Genomic DNA, 16,816 nt, shown 5'->3' with positions numbered 1-16,816 from the left:
GCCGGGCCGTACGAGTGTCAGCCCCCGCCCGATGCTCCGCACCCTCCCCTCGCGTCACCGTGGTCCGCATGATCGAAGTCGAGCAGCTCACCAAGCGGTACGGCCCCACGACCGCCGTACGCGAACTGTCCTTCACCGTCCGTCCCGGCCATGTCACGGGCTTCCTCGGCCCGAACGGCGCCGGGAAGACCACGACCCTGCGGATGCTGCTCGGGCTCGTCGAGCCGAGTGGCGGTACCGCCATGGTCAGCGGCCACTCCTTCCGCCGCCATCCGCGCGGGCTGCGGCACGTCGGAGCTCTGCTGGACGCCCATGACGTGCACGGCGGGCGCAGTGCGCGGGCGCATCTGCACGCGCTGGCCCGCAGCAACCGCATCCCGAGGGCGCGGGTGGACGAGGTGCTCGCCGAGGTGGGCCTCACGGAGGCCGCCGCCCGGCGCCGGGTCGGCTCCTTCTCGCTGGGCATGAAGCAGCGGCTCGGCATCGCTGCCGCGCTGCTCGGGGATCCGCCGGTGCTGATGTTCGACGAGCCGCTCAACGGGCTCGATCCCGAAGGGGTGTTGTGGGTGCGCGGGCTGTTCCGGAGGCTGGCGCACGAGGGGCGCACCGTCTTCGTGTCCAGTCATCTCATGTCGGAGATGGAGAACACCGCCGACGAGTTGGTCGTCATCGGTCGCGGGCAGCTCATCGCCGCGGAGAGCCTCACGGAGTTCGCCGCGCGCGGTACCGCGCCGACGGTGACGGTGCGCTCGCCGCACGCGGGCGCCCTGGCCGTCGTACTGGAGTCGGAGGGCGCGGTGGTCGCGCCGTACGACGAGGAGACGCTGAAGGTGGACGGGGTGAGCGCCGTCCGGGTCGGTGAGCTGGCGCACGAACACCGCTTTCCGGTCTGGGAGTTGGCTACGCAGACGGCCTCTCTGGAGACGGCCTTCATGGAACTGACCGCCGACAGCGTCGAGTACGCGGCTGGAGAGACCCGATGACCACCCTCGCCCTGCCGGCCGCCCGCTTCTCGGACCTGCTCGCCGCCGAGTGGATCAAGCTCCGTTCCCTGCGCTCCACTTACTGGGCCTTCGGCTCCGGCGCCCTGGCCGTCATCGGCTTCAACACGAACGCGGCCCGCGCCGACCACGTCAACTACCCGCACTACGGCGGGCCGATCCGCGATGACTTCGTGTACTGGGCGCTGCGGGACGCCTTCACCCAGGGATCCGCCATGATCCTCGTGCTGGTGTGCGCGAGCATCGGCGCGATCACGATCGTCGGCGAGTACGCGACGGGCCTGGTCCGTACGACGTTCACCGCCGTGCCGGACCGACGTGCCGTGATGGCGGCCAAGGTGGTCGTACTGACGGCTGTCATGACGGTCTTCGGCGCGCTCCTCGCGGCCGCCTCCTACGCCTCCTCGCAGGCCATCCTCGACGGGCGGGGCCTGGGCGTGCCGATCAGCCATCCGGGCGCCTGGCGGGTGGTCGTGGCCTCGGCCCTGCTCGCCCCGGTGTGTGCACTGGTCGGCATGGGTCTGGGCGCGGTGATCCGGCACAGCGCCACGACGATGGTCCTGACGACGTTCGTCCTGCTGCTCCTGCCGTCCTTCGTCACGGACCGCTACCACTGGACGGCGTCGGTCCGCCACGCCTTTCCGTTCAACGCCTGGGCGCGGATCGTGGACGTGGGTTACGGGAAATCCCACATGCTGGTCCCGAAGTATCCGGCCACCGTCGGGGGCGGGTGGGTCGTGTTCGCGGTGTGGGCGGCGGTGGCGGCCGTCGTGGCGGTGGTGGTCGTGGACCGGCGGGACGTATGAGAATCCCTGCGCCCGGGCGGGGGTAAACCCCCGTGCCGACAAGGCTGTTGACCGGATGGGATGCGCCGACGGCATCCGGGAGTCTCGTGTTCATGAAGGAGATCACGAAAAGCGCGGCCCTGATCGCCGCCGCCGCGGGCATCGTCTTCGGTGTCGTCACGCCCCTCACCGCGTCCGCCGCCGAGGAGCCGCTCACCTGGACCAGGTGCGCGGGCAGCGGCCTCGACCCCCGTCAGCAGTGCGCGACCCTCGAAGTGCCCATGGACTACGCCCACCCCGGCGGTCCGACGATCGACATCGCCGTCTCCCGCATCCCCGCCGAGAAACCGTCCGCCCGCCGGGGCGCCCTGCTGCTGATCGCCGGCGGGCCGGGCGGCACCAGCCTGAACGACCCCTCGGGGAAGGGGCAGAAGCTGCCGCAGGCCGTCCGGGACGCTTACGACCTGATCGGGTTCGCGCCGCGCGGCAACGCGCCCTCCACGTCCCTCAGTTGCGGCCTCGACCATGCCGACCTCGCCCTGTCGAAGCTGCGCCCCTGGCCCGCCCCGGACGGGTCCGTCACCGAGAACATGACCACCGCCCGACGGGTGGCCGCCGCCTGCGCGTCGGGCGGCGGCGAGCTGATGCGCCACATCACCACCAAGGACAACGCCCGCGACATCGACCGCATCCGCGCCGCGCTCGGCGAGCGCAGACTGTCCGCGTGGGGCGTCTCGTACGGCACCTATGTCGGAGCCGCGTACAGCGAGATGTTCCCGCAGCGCACCGACCGTATCGTCCTGGACAGCAACGACAACCCCGACCCGGTCCGGGCGGAGCGGGCCTGGGTCGCCGCGTACGAGGTGGGCGTCGAGGACAACTTCCCCGAGTTCGCCGAGTGGGCGTCCGCGCCCGGCCACCCGTACCGCCTGGCCGACACGGCCGCCGAGGTCCGTCCGCTCTTCCTCCGTCTCGCCGCCCGCCTGGACCACGAGCCGATCCCCTGGCCCGGCGCCAACCCGGAGGAACTGAACGGCAACGTACTGCGCCAGACGATGCTGGACAGCCTCGACGACCCCGACGAGTACCCGACCCTGGCCAAGCTGATCACGGCTGCCCTGAAGGGCACCGCGCTGCCCGCGCCGGCAACCCCGCCGGACGCGGCCATGCAGAACCTCGTCGCAGTGAGCGCCGCCACCATCTGCAACGACGCCGCATGGCCGCGCGATGCCGCCACGTACCGGAAGGGGGTCGCCGAGAGCCGCGCCAGGTACCCGCTGACCGCGGGCATGCCGAGGAACGCCCTGGTGTGCGCCGCCTGGCCGTGGCGGCCGAAGGAGCCCCCGGTACGGATCACCGACCGGGGCCCGTCCGACGTCCTGCTCGTCCAGAACGAGCGCGACGTCGCGACCCCCCTGAGCGGCGCCCTCAAACTCCGCGAGGCCCTCGGCCGGCGCGCCGTGATGGTCACCAACGACGCCACCGGACACGAGGCCTACCTCGCCAACGGCACCAGGTGCGGCGACGCGACGGTCTCCCGGTTCCTGGCGACGGGGAAGCGGCCGCGGCAGGACGTCCACTGCCGCTGACCGCACCCGCGGCCTACCGCAGCTCCGGACGCCCGGTCCGCCCCTTCTGATCGCCGTCCTGAACCTTCCTCGCCAGCTGACGGACGCCGTAGACGGCCGGTGGCAACAGCACCAGCCAGTACCAGGAGCCGGTGAGGACGGCCAGGACGAGTCCGATCACCCCGGCCGCCGGAAGCACCGCACCCGCCAGGGCGGCCGCCCTGCCCGCCATGCCGTACGCCGGAGCGGCGGGCTCGGGGGCGGCCGGTGACCCGGTGGAGAGGGCGCCCTCCCAGTCCGGGGCGGGCAGGTCGGCGAAGAGGTCCCGCAGATCCGACTGCGAGACGGCCCGGTACGCCACGTCGATGCGGGCCTCGAACTCGTCCCGCGTCAGCCGCTCCGCCGCCATGTGCTCACTGAGAGCCGCGACGGCACGCTCCCGCTCGGCCGTGCCGACGCGTATGTCCGCAGCTCTCTCCAACGGTTGCGTCCTCTCATCGGTCCCACGGCCGGGCAACGGGTCTGTCTACTGCGTCTGGCGTACGCAGGACCTCCCATACTGACGCGCCAGCGCGTGGAACGCCTCCTTCGGCTCCCAGTGCCAGCCGGAACGGGGGTCGTCGGGGTGGTCCTTGATGGTCTTGGTGATGCTGTAGCTCGCCATGTCGAGGTCGTAGCGCGGGTTGTCAGTGCGGTGCGGGGCGTCCGGGGTGACGAACTCGAAGGCCATCGCCGCGTACAGGCCCATCGACTCGAAGACGGCCAGCAGGTCGGTCAGGTAGGCGGCCTGGGTGTGTTCGCTGCGGACGAGACGGCCCTTGATCTCCTGCGGGTCCTTGTCGTAGTCGACGACGTTCCAGCCCATGCCGCCCGCCTCCGGTGCGCCGACGTAGGTGCAGGTCCCGAACTCGGTGATGGCGAGGGGTTTCCCCCAGCACAGGTACTTCCTCAACTCCCTTACGTAGTCGGTAGGTTGACGGAAGTACGAGTAGTAGTCGATGCCCACGACGTCGAAGAGGTCCCAGTCCACCTTGTCGTCCTGGGCGGCGGCATAACTGAGATTGCCGTGGAAGACGGACCGGCCGACCGCCGCCGCCTTCGCCGTGAAGCCGTCGAGGCGGCGCTGCATCCTCACGGGGTCGAAGGTGCCGTTCAGCATGTTCTGTACGCGTTCCAGGACCGTCTCCCCCGGCACTATCCCGGGCACGAACAGCCAGAACTCGCAGCCCACGCTGAAGTCGACGCTCGCCCCCCGCCGCCGCAGCCGCTCCGCGAACCGGCCGCACTCCGCCAGGTGCTCCAGGGTGTCCGGCTGCGATGCGTCCGCGAGCGTCGGCTGGAGCCATACGTGCAACCCGCGCTCGACGGCCTCGGCGGCCGTGGCGGTGAGCCGTTCGACGCCGTCGCCGGTGACATCGACGGTGTCGGCGTGCAGCCGGTCGCGGATGGCGCGGATGTCCCGGCGCATCCGGGCCGCGCTCCATGCGGTCCCCGGCGTCTCGCCCTCGCCGACGGTGTAGACGACGCCGCGGTGCCGCAGCCCACGACCGGTCGCTGCCGCCGGGCGGGACGGCAGCACCGCCGCCGACACACCGAGGGCCGCCGCCCCCGCCAGAAACCGCGCCCGACTGATCCCCTTCGTCTTCTCCATACCCCTCACTGTGGCGAGGCCGCGCCCGCCCCGCCGTCCGCCGATGGTCTACGGTCCGGCAACCAAGGGATGACGTACGGCGTCGATCACTGAAGCGACCGATGCCCGTACCGAGCGAAGGAGACCAAGATCTTAGGCCGACGCACCCTGCTGACCGCAGGCACCGCCACCGCAGCCGCGCTCCTCACGAGCGCACCCGCCCTCGCCGCCGGCAGAAAGGTCACCGACCGCCTGCACGAGCTGGAACAGCAGCACGGCGCCCGCCTGGGCGTGTTCGCGCACAACGTCCATACGAAGCAGACCGTCGACCACCGCGCCGACGAGCTCTTCCCGGTCTGCTCGCTCTTCAAGACCCTGGCCGCCGCGGCCGTCCTGCGCGACCTGGACCGGCACGGCGAGGTCCTCGCCCGGCGCATCCACTACACGGAGGCCGACCTCGTCGACGGCTCGGACAGGACCAGGGAGCACCTGGCCGAGGGCATGACGGTCGCCGAACTCGCCGACGTGGCCATCCGCTACAGCGACAACACGGCCGGCAACCTGCTGCTGCGCGAGCTGGGCGGCCCCACCGCGATCACCCGGTTCGCCCGCTCGATCGGCGACCCGGTGACCCGCCTCGACCGCTGGGAGACCGACCTCAACTCGGCGGAACCGTGGCGGATCACCGACACGACGACCCCGCGTGCGATCGGACGCTCGTACGCCCGCCTGGTCCTCGGCGACGCCCTCGACCGCCGGGACCGCGGACTCCTCGCCCACTGGCTGCTGTCCAACACCACCAGCGGCAACCGACTCCGCGCGGGGCTGCCCAGCACATGGACGGTCGCCGACAAGACCGGCGCGGGGTTCTACGGCGCGAACAACGACGTGGGCATCGCGTGGACGCCCGATGGCACGCCGATCGTGCTGGCCGTGCAGGTGACGAAGCCCGAACGGGACGCTGCGTGGGATCACGCGTTGATCGCGGAGACCGCGGCGGTTCTGGCGGGGGCCCTCGGCTGAGCGCTCGGCGGGATCTGCCGTCGTTCGTCAGCAGCTTCGTCGTGGCTGGTCGCGTGGTTCCCCGCGCCCCTTCAGGGCGCATCCGTTCCGCTCAGAACCGCCGCACGTACCGCTTCTGCCACGGAGTCTCCACCGCGTGGCGGTCGTAGCCTCGCCGTACGAAGGCCACCGCCTCCTTTGGCGGTACGCCGTCCAGAACCGCCAGGCAGGCCAGTGCCGTGCCGGTCCGGCCGCGGCCACCTCCGCAGGCGATCTCGACGCGCTCGTCCGCCGTCCGCGCCCAGGCGGCGGTCAGCGCGGCGCGGGCGGCCGGGCGGTCGGCGGGGAGGCGGAAGTCGGGCCAGCGGATCCAGGTGAACTCCCATGGCACGGGCGGTGGTTGGCGGCCGAGGAGGTAGAGGGCGTACGAGGGGGTGGGCGCGCCCGGAGGCAGAGGGTGTCGCAGCCCGCGGCCGCGGACCAGTCGGCCCGACGGCAGTCGCAGCACACCGGGGTCCGTGGGATGCCAGGTGTCCGTCATCGGGTCAGCGTACGTGCCTCGATGCCGCGTAAGTGGTGTGTCATCGCCCGCTGGGCGCCCTCGGCGTCCCCGGCCCGCAGGGCCGTCACTATCCCGGTGGCGGCGGACCGACACCTCGGACGCCGGGTCTCCGGTCCAGCCACGGGCGCCCGCGACCCTGCGGAACGCGGAACACGGTCCAGAAGGCACCAGCGGCGGGGACACGAGCGCGTTGCCGACGACATCAGCTCGGCCCGGAGGGCAGCGGGGCGCCGGGGCCGAGCCTTCGGTCGAGGATCAGCTGCACGACCTCGTGCCGGTCCGGCTCTGAACCGCCGTCTGCCGGTACGGCAGATCCTGCGGGACCCGCTGGACGTGCACGAGCGGGGGACAAAGCCCCAACGCGAGGACCGCGTACGGGAGTTGATGTCCCTGGTCGGCCTTCCCCGAGCCCTTGCCGACGCCCTGCCCCGGCCAGCTGTCAGGCGGCCAGCGCCAACGGGTCGCGATCGCACGGGCGCTGGCCCTGGACCCCGGTCTGGTGGTGGCGGACGAACCGACGAGCGCCCTGGACGTGTCCGTACGCGCCCAGATCCTCAACCTCCTCCTGGACCTGAAGGAACGCCTGAACCTGGCCCTGGTCTTCGTCTCGCACGACATCCGGACGGTACGGCGGATGAGCGACCGTGTCGTCACCATGTACCTCGGCCGGATCGTCGAGGAGTCCCCGGCGGCAGACGTCACGGACCGCGCCCGGCACCCCTGCACCCGCGCCCTGTTCTCGGCGACCCCCGGCCTTCTGAACCCCGTCGCCCCCATCCCCCTCACCGGCCCGGTCCCCTCGGCGACGCGCCCGCCGAGCGGCTGCCCGTTCCGCACGCGGTGCTGGAAGGCGGACGAGGTGTGCGCGGCGAAGACGCCGGACTTTTCGGCCGCGTCCTGCGCGGGACACCGGTTCCGCTGTCACCATCCTGTGGAGGAGAACCAGTCGACCCAGGACCTGGTACGCCAGAACCACCCCACGGAGCCCTCATGACCGTCCCCACCCCGCTCACCGGTGTCGTCCCGCCCGTCTGCACGCCCCTGACACCGGATCGCGAGGTGGACGTCCCCTCCCTGCTCAGGCTGGTCGACCATCTGGTGGGGGGCGGGGTGCGCGGGCTGTTCGTGCTGGGCTCGTCGTCGGAGGCGGCGTTTCTGCGGGACGGGCAGCGCAGGCTGGTGGTGGAGTCGGTGGTGGCCCATATGGCCGGTCAACTGCCCGTCCTGGCCGGGGCGATCGACATGACCACGCCGAGAGTGCTGGATCATGTGGCGGCGGTGACTGCCGCGGGGGCGGATGCGGTGGTGGTGACGGCGCCGTTCTACGCGGGCACGCACCCGGCGGAGATCGCACGCCACTACCGCGTGATCGCTGCCGCGTCGCCGGTACCGGTGATCGCGTACGACATCCCGGCCGCCGTGCACACGAAACTGCCCGCAGACGTCGTCCTCGGCCTGGCCGCCGACGGGGTGCTCGCGGGGCTCAAGGACTCGAGCGGCGATCTGGCCGCCTTCCGCGAGGTCGTCAGCGGGGCGCGCAACCGGTCCGACATCACCGGCTTCAGTGTCCTCACCGGCTCGGAACTGGTCATCGACGCGGCACTCGCGATGGGCGCGGACGGGGCGGTGCCCGGGCTCGCCAATGTCGATCCTCACGGGTACGTCCGCCTCGACGGGCTGTGCCGCTCGGGGGACTGGGACCGGGCGCGGGCCGAACAGGAGCGGTTGTGTGCGCTGTTCGGGATGGTGCGGGTCGGGGACTCGGGGCGGATGGGCGGCAGTTCCTCGGCCCTCGGGGCGTTCAAGGCGGCGCTGCATCTCCGGGGCGTGATCGACTGTCCGGTGACGGCGGAGCCGCAGGTGCCGTTGTCGCCGGAGGAGGTGGAGCGGGTGGGCAAGCACCTGGCGACGGCGGGCCTGCTGTAGCGGTTTTCCGCCCCCACCGCCCCTACCCATTCCCGTCCTTCCCGGCCTTGCCGCTGGTGTGCGGGCGGTAGGGCCAGACGTTGTCGGTCAGGACCCCCTCGATGCGGTTGGTGCCCGATGTGGCGAAGAAGGCTGCGATCACCTGCTGAGCCCGACATGCGCTCGGTTCTCGCGGCTCCTACCGTGGATGAGTAAACGGCCGGCGTGTGAGCGGTTCCCGTGGGCAACGGGATGGCGCGTGTCGGCTCCGCACATCACCGGAAGGCGGACCGGACATGGCCACACGGTCAGACACTCCCGTTCTCGACACACTGGCGGCCATGACGGTCGACTCGATCGAGCGCTGCGGCCTGGACGAGAGAACGTTCATCCTCACCCGCCTGGCCGCGCTCGCGGCCATGGACGCACCGGCGATCTCCTATCTCGCGCAGGTCGACCCTGCCATCAAGGCCGACCTGACGGCCGAGCAGCTGCAGGACGTTCTCGTTGCCATCGCCCCGGTTGTCGGCACAGCACGCGTGATGTCGGCCGCAACTCACATCACCCAGGCACTGGGCATCACCATCGCACTGGCCGAGGCCGAGGCCGAGACAATGGCTGAGACGGAAGCCCGGAGCCGGAACAAGCCCTGAGCAAGCTCTCTCGACCGGGGCCGGGCGTGCTCGGGGTACCGCGGAGCAGCACCTGAGGATGGGTGCTGCCCCGCAATCCTCCCTTCACCGTCCTCGGCCTCGCCCCGACGCTGTTCGTCGTCGGCACCGGAGCGGCCGTCCTGCACCGTCTTCCGGGACTGAGAGCGGCAGCCGGGGGCACCAGTGCGCCGACCCCTCGTACACCTGTCCCTGCTGGGGCTGTTCTTCGCCATCCCGCTGTACCTCCCTCTCCGCGTCCTCGCTGGGACGGCTGTGGGGGCCGCGCCGTGCGGGTGGTTGCTGGTGACCGGCACAGAATCTGGGCTCGGCGCCTCCGCGCCGCCGGACGGTCTGAAGGCGGCGATCAAGAGCCGTCCTCGGCAGTCCGACGCCGACACTCCGGCCGGAGCGACCGGAACGACGCGCTGAATGCCGAGGGAGTCGCCGATGTCCAGAGCCAGGACCGGCCCGAGCACGGCCCGCGGGGCGCGCCGCGCCGAGCGCCGGGGCCACGCGGACTACACGGGCGGCGTCTACGGATCCATGCTCGCGGCCTCCGTGGTGATCGGCGCCGGCTCCCTGGGCTCCTTCCCCCGCACCGAGCTGGTACTGCTGCTGTTGCTCACCGGCGTGGTGTTCTGGATCGCGCACGTGCATGCCCAGCTGTTCGGGGCACGTCTGGCACAACGGCCGCCGGACCGCCGGGCCGTGCTGAACGTGTGCCGCGACGAGTGGCCGATCGTCAAGGCCGCCGTCCCGCCGGCTGCCGCGGTGGCCGTCAGCCCGCTCCTGGGCCTGGATGTGCGAGGTGCCCTCTGGCTGGCTCTCTCGATCGCCGTGGCCGGCCAGGTGGGCTGGTCCGTGGCTGCGGCGCGCCGCGCCGGTGCTTCGAGGCGGCTCATGGCCACCACCGCGTCGGTCAACCTGTTGCTCGGCCTGCTGATCATCTCCTTCAAGATCGTTCTGAAGCATTGACCCGTGGCGGTTCTCCGGGGCGCCCTGACCGCTGATCGAGAGGGCTTGAAAACCGCTACCCCAGCTCGGACACCCGCACTCGGCGGAACTCGATCGTCTCGTACGGCCCCGACACCCCCGTCTCGTACAGCAGCCCCACCGTGCCCCCGTCCACCTGCACCAGGTCGGAGTACCCCGCCCGCTCCGCCGACACCGTCAGCGCCTTCGTGAACGTCTCCCCTCCGTCCTCACTCCGCCAGATCGCCATCGCCCGCCGAGCGGTCGGCACCGACGGGCCCGAGAACAGCAACGGGGCCTTGCGGCCGATGAGTTGGAGGACACTGCCCTGCACCACCGGCACGTCGTTCAGCGTCCGCTGCACGGCGTACGGGCGGTCGAGGGACTCACCCCCGTCACCGGAGTACGTGTCGAGCCGGTTGCCGGCACTCGTACCGTTCTGATCCCGGGCGCTGAAGTAGAGCCTGCCGTCGGGGAGTTGGGCTGCGGACGACTCGTTCGCGTTGTCCACGCCGTCGTAGGAGGAGTCCACGAAGCCCAGCCGCCAGCTCCGCCCCCCGTCGTCGCTGTAGATGGCGTGCGCGCCGTAGTACCTGGCCTCCTGGCCCGTGTCGGGCGAACCGGGGGGCGGGGCCGCGGAGTGGTTGGCGGGGACGACCAGACGGCCGGCGTGCGGGCCGCGGGTCAGCGCGACAGCGTGGCCCGGCCCGGTCGCGTACCAGCGCCAGCCCGCCGGCTTCAGCTCGTCCGTGATGTCCCGCGGCGGCGTGAAGTTCCGACCGTCGTCCCGGCTGCGCTGCACGAACACCCGTCGGCTCTGCTGAGGCGTGACCTCGCCGCGCATTATCTGCGCCTCGGTGACGGTCCCGCTGTTGTAGGAGGTCAGCAGGACGATCGCGCCGGTGCGCGGGTCGACGACGGGCGCCGGGTTGCCCCGGGTGTTCCCGTTCCCGGCGGCCACCACGTGCAGCGGGCCCCAGGTGCAGCCGCCGTCGCCGGAGCGCCTGAGGACGACGTCGATGTTCCCGGTGTCCCCGGCACCGTTGTGCCGACCCTCGGCGAAGGCCAGCACCGTGCCGCGGCCGGTCCTGACCGTCGCCGGGACGCGGTAGGTGTCGTAGCCGCCCTCGCCCGAGACGTACGGGACGGAGGACGTGCAGCCGGTGGCGGCGTGGGCCGGTGCGAGGGCCGTGAGCGGGGTGAGGAACACGGTGGCTGCGAGGAGCGTGCGGCTCAGGAAAGTCACCGTCAGATGGTTCCCGGGGTGACCAGTCCCGACTCGTAGGCCACGATGACCAACTGCGCCCGGTCCCGCGCCCCCAGCTTCCCCATGATCCGGCTGACGTGGGTCTTCGCCGTCAGCGGGCTCAGCCCCAACGCCTCGCCGATCTCGGTGTTGTTGAGCCCGCGCGCCAGCAGGGTCAGCACCTCCCGCTCCCGGTCGGAGAGGCAGTCCGGTCCGCCCGTCACGGGCGCCGACGGGCCGCGCAGGAACCGCTCGATCAGCCGTGCCGTCGGTCCCGGTGAGAGCAGTGCGTCGCCCGCGGCCACCGTACGGATGGCATCCAGGAGTTCGGCCGGCCGGGTGTCCTTCACGAGGAAGCCGGAGGCCCCCGCCCGCAGCGCCTCCACGATGTTCTCGTCGGTGTCGTAGGTGGTGAGGACCAGGACCCGCACCCCCGCCAGGTCCTCGTCGGCGGCGATCAGCCGGGTCGCCTCGATGCCGTCCAGGTCCGGCATGCGGATGTCCATCACCACCATGTCGGCCCGCACGCTGCGGGCCAGCGCCACGGCCTCGCGGCCGGTGCCCGCCTGCCCGACGACCTCCATGTCCCGCGCCGACTCGACGAGCATGGCGAACGCGGCCCGTACGAGAGTCTGGTCGTCGGCCAGCAGTACGCGGATGGTCATCCGTTCCCTTCCCCCGTGGTCGTCAGCGGCAGTACGGCCGTGACCTCGAAACCGCCCTCCGTCCGCGGCCCGGCGTCGAGTGTGCCACCCGCGCTGCGGGCCCGCTCCCGCATGCCGACCAGCCCGAAGCCGGGCGCCGTGCCGGGAGTGGGGCCGGTGCCGTCGTCGGTGACGGACAGGTGCAGGGCGCCCTCGTCGGCGTACAGGTCGACGCGTACGGCCGGTTCGGGGCCGGCGTGCCGTACCGCGTTGGTCAGCGCCTCCTGCACTATGCGGTAGGCGGCGGCGCCGACGGCGGGCGGGGCCTGCCGTACCCGTACCGTCTGCTCGACGCGTGCGCCCGCGAGCCGGGCCGTCTCCACCAGGTCGGGCAGGCCGTCGAGGCCGGGGAGCGGGCCGCGGCCGTCGGCGGAGTCGTTCTCGCGGAGCACCTCCAGCGTGGTCCGCACCTCTCCGCGTGCCGTGCGGCACGTCTGAGCGATGTCGTCCAGAGCCTTCGCCACCGTCTCCCTGTCCAGGCGTTCGGGGTCGGCGGCCAGGACGTGCGCGGCCACCGACGTCTGCACGCCGATGAGGGTGATGGTGTGGGCGAGCAGGTCGTGCAGGTCGCGGGCGATGCGCAGGCGCTCCTCGGCGACCCGGCGGCGGGCCTCCTCCTCCCGGGTGCGTTCGGCGCGCTCGGCGCGTTCGACGATCGCGGCGACGTACTGGCGGTAGAAGCGGACGTCGACACCGCAGAACAGCGTGGCGATCACCCAGCCGGAGACGCGGAGGAGTTCGATGCCCTGGCGGTAGTCGACGGCGAACATCGCGGTCACGGTGACGCCGAGGACGGCGACGGCGGTCAGCACGGTCCGCAGCGGGCGGCCGGTGACGGCGACCGTGTACAGCGCGACACAGGTGGCGGGCACGGGCGCGCCGTGGTTGTTGTCCAGCGCGTGGTACGGCGCGACGAGCGCCACCACCGCCGCCAGCACGAGCAGCGGGTGGCGGCGGCGCCAGACGATCGGCACGTACGCGGCGAGCAGCAGCGTCCAGCCGAGCGCGTCGGGGCGGTCGTGCGGGGCGGTGAACAGCGCCAGGGACACCCCCGCCGCGGCCAGGACCACGGCGAGGATCGCGTCGTTGCGGGTGCCGTGCGGGGCGGTGCGGGGGTCGCGGTTGACCACCGCCATGATCCGCTCGCCCCGGCGGGATCCCGTCACTGTCGTCTGCTGCACGGGGTTCAGCCTCACACCCGCTCCGGCTGCCGTTCCACCCGCCCCGGCTCCGGCGCCCGCGACAGCCGCCCCGGCCACCACACCCGGCGCTTCAGCAGCACGCTCGCCGTCGTCACCAGGTACGTCCGTACGAGGAAGGTGTCCAGCAGCACGCCCACCGCGATCACGAACCCCAGCTCGGCCAACGGCACCAGCGGCAGCGTGCCGAGCACGGCGAAGGTCGCCGCGAGTACGACACCCGCGGAGGCGATGACCCCGCCGGTGGTGCGCAGCGCGGTGAGCGCCGCCGTCTCGGGCTCGGCGCCCGCGACGGACTCCTCGCGCATGCGGTGCATGAGGAAGATGCCGTAGTCGACGCCGAGGGCCACCAGGAAGACGAAGGACAACAGCCCCAGCCCCGAGTCCGTGCCCGCGAAGCCCAGCACCGGCCCGAACACCAGCCCGCCGATCCCGAGCGCCGCGCCCCACACCGCGACCACCGCGACGAGCAGCATCAGCGGCGCGATCAGGCTCCGCAGCAGGCCCACGAGGATCACGAACACGGCGGCGAGGACCAGCGGCACGACCACGTCGCGGTCCCTCGCCTGACTGTCGGTCAGGTCGAGCTGCTGGGCGCTGGGCCCGCCGACGTAGCTGCCATAGGTGTCGTCGAGCCCCGCGCGCAGGGCCTCGATGGTGCGGGTCTCCCCCTTCGACTCGGGGGCCGCGGTGGCGTAGACGGAGATCTCCGTCCAGCCGGAGCCGGTGCGGCCGGTCGTCGCCTGGGCGACCCCGTCGGTCGAGCGGGCCTTGGCCAGGACGGCATCGGCCCTGGTGGTGGGAGCGATGACGGTGATCGGCTGGCTGCTGCGCCCGGGGTAGGCGCGGGCCAGGGTCTGGGCGGCGGCGATCGACTCGGGCCGCCGGGTGAAGGAGTCCTCCTGCTTGAGGGTGCCGGGGAGGTTCAGGGTGCCCAGGGCGAGCGCGCCGAGGAGCACGGCGCCTGCGGCGAGTACGAGGATCGGACGGCGCGTGGCCGAGCTGCCCATCGCCGCGAACAGCGACCGTCGTGTCTTCGGCTCGCTCCCGAACGCCGGGATCAGCGGCCAGAAGGCCCGGCGCCCGAGGAGGACCAGCAGGGCGGGCAGCAAGGTGATCATCGCGGCGAGTGCGGCGAGTACACCCACCATGCCGACCGGGCCCATGCCACGACTGCTGTTGAGGTCGGCGGCGAGCAGGCACAGCAGCCCGGCCGCGACGGTGCCGGAGGAGGCGATGATCGCAGGGCCGCAGCCGCGCAGGGCGGCGCGCATGGCCTCGTACGGTCGCTCGTGGCGTCCTAGCTCCTCGCGGTAGCGGGAGATGAGCAGCAACGCGTAGTCCGTGCCCGCACCGAGGACGAGGACCGTCATCACCCCGCCGCTCTGGCCGGTGACGGTGACGCCGAAGGCCTCGTGCAGGCCGTACGCGGCGGCCATCGCCATGCCCGCGGCGACCCCGGCGACGGCGAGCGGCACCAGCCACAGGAAGGGACTGCGGTAGATCAGGATCAGCAGGGCGGTGACGACGCCGAGGGTGGCGTAGAGCAGGGTGCCGTCGATGGAGCCGAACACCTTGCCCATGTCGGTGTTCAGGGCGCCGGGTCCGCCGACCTGCACGCTGAGCCCCGCGCCCCCGTTCGCGAGGTCGCGCACGCCGTCGACGAAGGCGTCCCGTGCCTTGTCGTCCTGGCCCGGCCCGGTGCTGGAGACCGGATACATGAGGGTGGTGCCGTCGCGGGACGGGACCGCCTTCGGAGTGCCGGTGAGCCTGTAGGCGGTCCCGATCTCGGCGACCTGCGCATCCGCCTTCTCCCGGTCGGCGGCGGTGAGGCCGCCGTCGCGGTGGTAGACGAGCACCAGGTCGGTGGTCTGACCGCCCGGCAACTCGTCCTGGACACGGGCCACCCGGGTGGAGTCGGCGCTGTCGGGCAGGTAGTCCACGGACCGGTTCTGCTGGATGTCGGAGAACTTCCCGGCGAACGGTCCGGCGAGCACGAGCGCGGCCAGCCACAGTCCGAGCACCACCCAGGGCACGGCACGCCGTCCCCGTGTTCCTGTCCTTGCGGCCCCCATGGACGGGCCTCCCTCCGCTCGGGATGTCTGGGTCGCTTCCAGACTCCCGGCGCTCGGGGCACGGTTCGTCGGGCGTGAGGGCGAGTTCAGGGGTACTGCCGGGGGTGGCACGGTCGCGGGATTACTCCCCGGGGAGTACTGCGGGCTCCACCGGCACGCGCAGCGGTCCGCACGACGCCGGGGCCTGAGTACAGGTACTCAGGACCGGCCCCGCCTTCCAGGGAAAGCTTGTGCCCATGACCGATCCCGTCCCTCGACCCCTCGGCCTCCCGCACTTCCGCGGTGCCAATGTGCCGCCGCCACGGGCCGGACGCCAGTGGCTGCCCATCGCCGGGGACATCGCCCTGGCCGTCGGGCTGCTTGTCCTCGATGCCATCGGTGCCGTGGTGGCCGTCCTGATCGGCATCGACTACAGCGGCTGGCAGCCGTTCGATCCCGGCGCGGACAACTCCGGCATCCACCTCACCCCCGACTGGCAGTACGTGGGCATCGCCGGCGGCGTCATGCTGCTGACCGCCGCTCTGCTCCACCGGCTAGGCGCCGTCGTCAGCACCTGTCTGCAGGTGCTGGCCGGCATCGCCGTACTGCTCGTCGCCGTGAGCGGCGCACAGCTCGACGAGGGCCGCGGTGCCCGGGCCGATTCGTCCGTATCCGGACACACGGCCGCATCGCGCCGGTGATCCACCACAGCCGTGCGGCTCAGCACCCGTAGCGGCCGCCGAGGTCAGGCCGACGGCCACCGCCTCAGCCGCCACAAGTCCGGGTCTACGACGGCGTACGCGCCGCCGCCAGCAGCCTCGTCACGTCGTCCGAGCAGATGGTCAGCGCCGCGCCCACCGTGGACAGGACGTCGCGCTCGGCCGGGGTGTACGGGCCGTCGGCGAGAGCGATGCGGGCGCCCTGCAGCAGGATCGACTCGCGGCCGACCGCGGCGAGATGCGGGGCCAGCGGGTCCAGGGCCTCGTGCAGCTCTATGGCGAGTCCGGCGCCGCAGGACTGGCCGTAGACCCGGCCGGTGTCCGCGGCCAGCGCCTCGACGAGCGCGTTCAGCTGGTCCTCGGTGCAGTCGTCGAAGCCGGCCGCGCGGACCGTGCCGGCGGCGGCCTCCAGGGCCGTACGGGAACAGGTGCCGCCCGCGGCCAGCACCGCGAGCGCCACGGTGTGGACGGCGTCGCGGAGCATCGCCGAGAAGCGGGTGGTGGTGGGGTGGTCGAGGACGTCGGTGCCGAAGTGGCGGCGGCAGGCGGCGCATTCGACGACCGGCGCGGTCTCGCCGCGGGGCAGCACGGGCACCCCGAGGAGGATGAAGCGACGGTGGCCGGTCAGGCGCTGGTAGTTGCGGTCGCCCCCGCAGCCCGGGCAGAAGAACTCGCCGTCTCCGACGGGTGTCCACGCGGTGCGGGTCCCCAGAAGGCGCGCAGGCCTGGCGGCTCGGCCGTTTCGTCCCCGTACTGGCAGCACGTCGCACCTCCTTCACACCGCGGCATCATCGTCGCGGTGCCCGTGATGTTAGC

16 protein-coding genes and 1 pseudogene are annotated in these 16,816 nt (G+C 72.3%); 9 read left to right on the top strand and 8 right to left on the bottom strand.

From position 1 onward, the window contains the following. The first annotated feature begins 68 nt into the window (after positions 1-68). From LJ657_RS01980 to LJ657_RS01970, 3 genes are all read left to right on the top strand, one after another. Positions 69-983 carry an ABC transporter ATP-binding protein gene (locus tag LJ657_RS01980; protein WP_232646352.1) on the top strand — a complete coding sequence of 305 codons (915 nt, stop codon included), beginning with the start codon at positions 69-71 and terminating at the stop codon, positions 981-983. After that, positions 980-1,807 (top strand): ABC transporter permease, encoded by an 828-nt coding sequence (locus LJ657_RS01975; protein ID WP_232646350.1) that lies wholly within the window; start codon positions 980-982, stop codon positions 1,805-1,807. Before LJ657_RS01980 ends, LJ657_RS01975 begins: the two co-directional genes overlap by 4 nt. A 92-nt stretch (positions 1,808-1,899) precedes the next feature. Continuing rightward, positions 1,900-3,375 (top strand): alpha/beta hydrolase, encoded by a 1,476-nt coding sequence (locus tag LJ657_RS01970; RefSeq protein ID WP_232646349.1) that lies wholly within the window; start codon positions 1,900-1,902, stop codon positions 3,373-3,375. Between the two features lie 13 nt (positions 3,376-3,388). On the opposite strand, the gene LJ657_RS01965 is transcribed toward LJ657_RS01970, so the two are convergent. Together LJ657_RS01965 and LJ657_RS01960 are read right to left on the bottom strand one after the other, a co-directional pair. Next, positions 3,389-3,835, bottom strand: a complete 447-nt coding sequence (locus LJ657_RS01965; protein ID WP_232646347.1) for a DUF1707 SHOCT-like domain-containing protein — start codon at positions 3,833-3,835, stop codon at positions 3,389-3,391. 45 nt (positions 3,836-3,880) lie between these two features. After that, positions 3,881-5,005: a glycoside hydrolase family 113 protein gene (locus LJ657_RS01960; protein ID WP_232646346.1), complete on the bottom strand. Its 1,125-nt coding sequence runs from the start codon at positions 5,003-5,005 to the stop codon at positions 3,881-3,883. A gap of 129 nt (positions 5,006-5,134) precedes the next feature. On the opposite strand from LJ657_RS01960, the gene bla reads away from it, so the two are divergent. After that, positions 5,135-6,007 carry a class A beta-lactamase gene (gene bla, locus LJ657_RS01955; protein ID WP_232646786.1) on the top strand — a complete coding sequence of 291 codons (873 nt, stop codon included), beginning with the start codon at positions 5,135-5,137 and terminating at the stop codon, positions 6,005-6,007. Between the two features lie 91 nt (positions 6,008-6,098). Here bla and LJ657_RS01950 read toward each other — a convergent pair whose 3' ends face one another. Next, positions 6,099-6,527: a phosphatase domain-containing protein gene (locus LJ657_RS01950; protein ID WP_232646345.1), complete on the bottom strand. Its 429-nt coding sequence runs from the start codon at positions 6,525-6,527 to the stop codon at positions 6,099-6,101. Between the two features lie 303 nt (positions 6,528-6,830). Here LJ657_RS01950 and LJ657_RS01940 point away from each other — a divergent pair. The 4 genes and pseudogenes from LJ657_RS01940 to LJ657_RS01920 all read left to right on the top strand — a co-directional run. Next, a pseudogene (locus LJ657_RS01940) lies at positions 6,831-7,542 on the top strand (oligopeptide/dipeptide ABC transporter ATP-binding protein); the annotation flags it as partial. After that, complete coding sequence (locus LJ657_RS01935) at positions 7,539-8,474, top strand: dihydrodipicolinate synthase family protein (RefSeq protein WP_232646344.1); 936 nt, start codon at positions 7,539-7,541, stop codon at positions 8,472-8,474. The pseudogene LJ657_RS01940 and the gene LJ657_RS01935, both read left to right, overlap by 4 nt. Positions 8,475-8,749: 275 nt before the next feature. After that, positions 8,750-9,106 carry a carboxymuconolactone decarboxylase family protein gene (locus LJ657_RS01930; protein WP_232646342.1) on the top strand — a complete coding sequence of 119 codons (357 nt, stop codon included), beginning with the start codon at positions 8,750-8,752 and terminating at the stop codon, positions 9,104-9,106. Positions 9,107-9,553: 447 nt separating this feature from the next. Next, a complete protein-coding gene (locus tag LJ657_RS01920; RefSeq protein ID WP_232646340.1) occupies positions 9,554-10,081 on the top strand; it encodes a hypothetical protein in 528 nt (175 codons plus the stop codon). 55 nt (positions 10,082-10,136) lie between these two features. Here the strand turns inward: LJ657_RS01920 and LJ657_RS01915 are convergent, their stop codons facing one another. From LJ657_RS01915 to LJ657_RS01900, 4 genes are read right to left on the bottom strand one after another with little or no spacing between them, the layout of a single operon-like run. Continuing rightward, positions 10,137-11,324: a sialidase family protein gene (locus tag LJ657_RS01915; protein ID WP_232646339.1), complete on the bottom strand. Its 1,188-nt coding sequence runs from the start codon at positions 11,322-11,324 to the stop codon at positions 10,137-10,139. 2 nt (positions 11,325-11,326) lie between these two features. After that, positions 11,327-11,989 carry a response regulator gene (locus LJ657_RS01910; protein ID WP_232646338.1) on the bottom strand — a complete coding sequence of 221 codons (663 nt, stop codon included), beginning with the start codon at positions 11,987-11,989 and terminating at the stop codon, positions 11,327-11,329. Beyond that, positions 11,986-13,164: a sensor histidine kinase gene (locus LJ657_RS01905; RefSeq protein WP_232646785.1), complete on the bottom strand. Its 1,179-nt coding sequence runs from the start codon at positions 13,162-13,164 to the stop codon at positions 11,986-11,988. The genes LJ657_RS01910 and LJ657_RS01905 overlap by 4 nt, the downstream gene beginning before the upstream one ends. 56 nt (positions 13,165-13,220) lie before the next feature. Further along, entirely contained in the window at positions 13,221-15,302 is a 2,082-nt protein-coding gene (locus LJ657_RS01900) for an MMPL family transporter (RefSeq protein ID WP_232646336.1), read from the bottom strand. A gap of 236 nt (positions 15,303-15,538) precedes the next feature. On the opposite strand from LJ657_RS01900, the gene LJ657_RS01895 reads away from it, so the two are divergent. After that, positions 15,539-15,982 carry a DUF6234 family protein gene (locus tag LJ657_RS01895; protein WP_232646335.1) on the top strand — a complete coding sequence of 148 codons (444 nt, stop codon included), beginning with the start codon at positions 15,539-15,541 and terminating at the stop codon, positions 15,980-15,982. An 85-nt stretch (positions 15,983-16,067) separates the two neighbouring features. Here LJ657_RS01895 and LJ657_RS01890 read toward each other — a convergent pair whose 3' ends face one another. Further along, the gene (locus LJ657_RS01890) at positions 16,068-16,763 is read right to left on the bottom strand and encodes a tellurite resistance TerB family protein (protein WP_232646332.1); all 696 of its coding nucleotides are present in this window, start codon (positions 16,761-16,763) and stop codon (positions 16,068-16,070) included. Positions 16,764-16,816: the final 53 nt, after the last annotated feature.

It is taken from the genome of Streptomyces guryensis (assembly GCF_021261325.1).
GTDB classification, from domain to species: Bacteria; Actinomycetota; Actinomycetes; order Streptomycetales; family Streptomycetaceae; genus Streptomyces; species Streptomyces guryensis.
The sequence above is the reverse complement of the archived record's forward strand: the minus strand, read 5'-3'. Positions and strand labels throughout refer to the sequence as shown.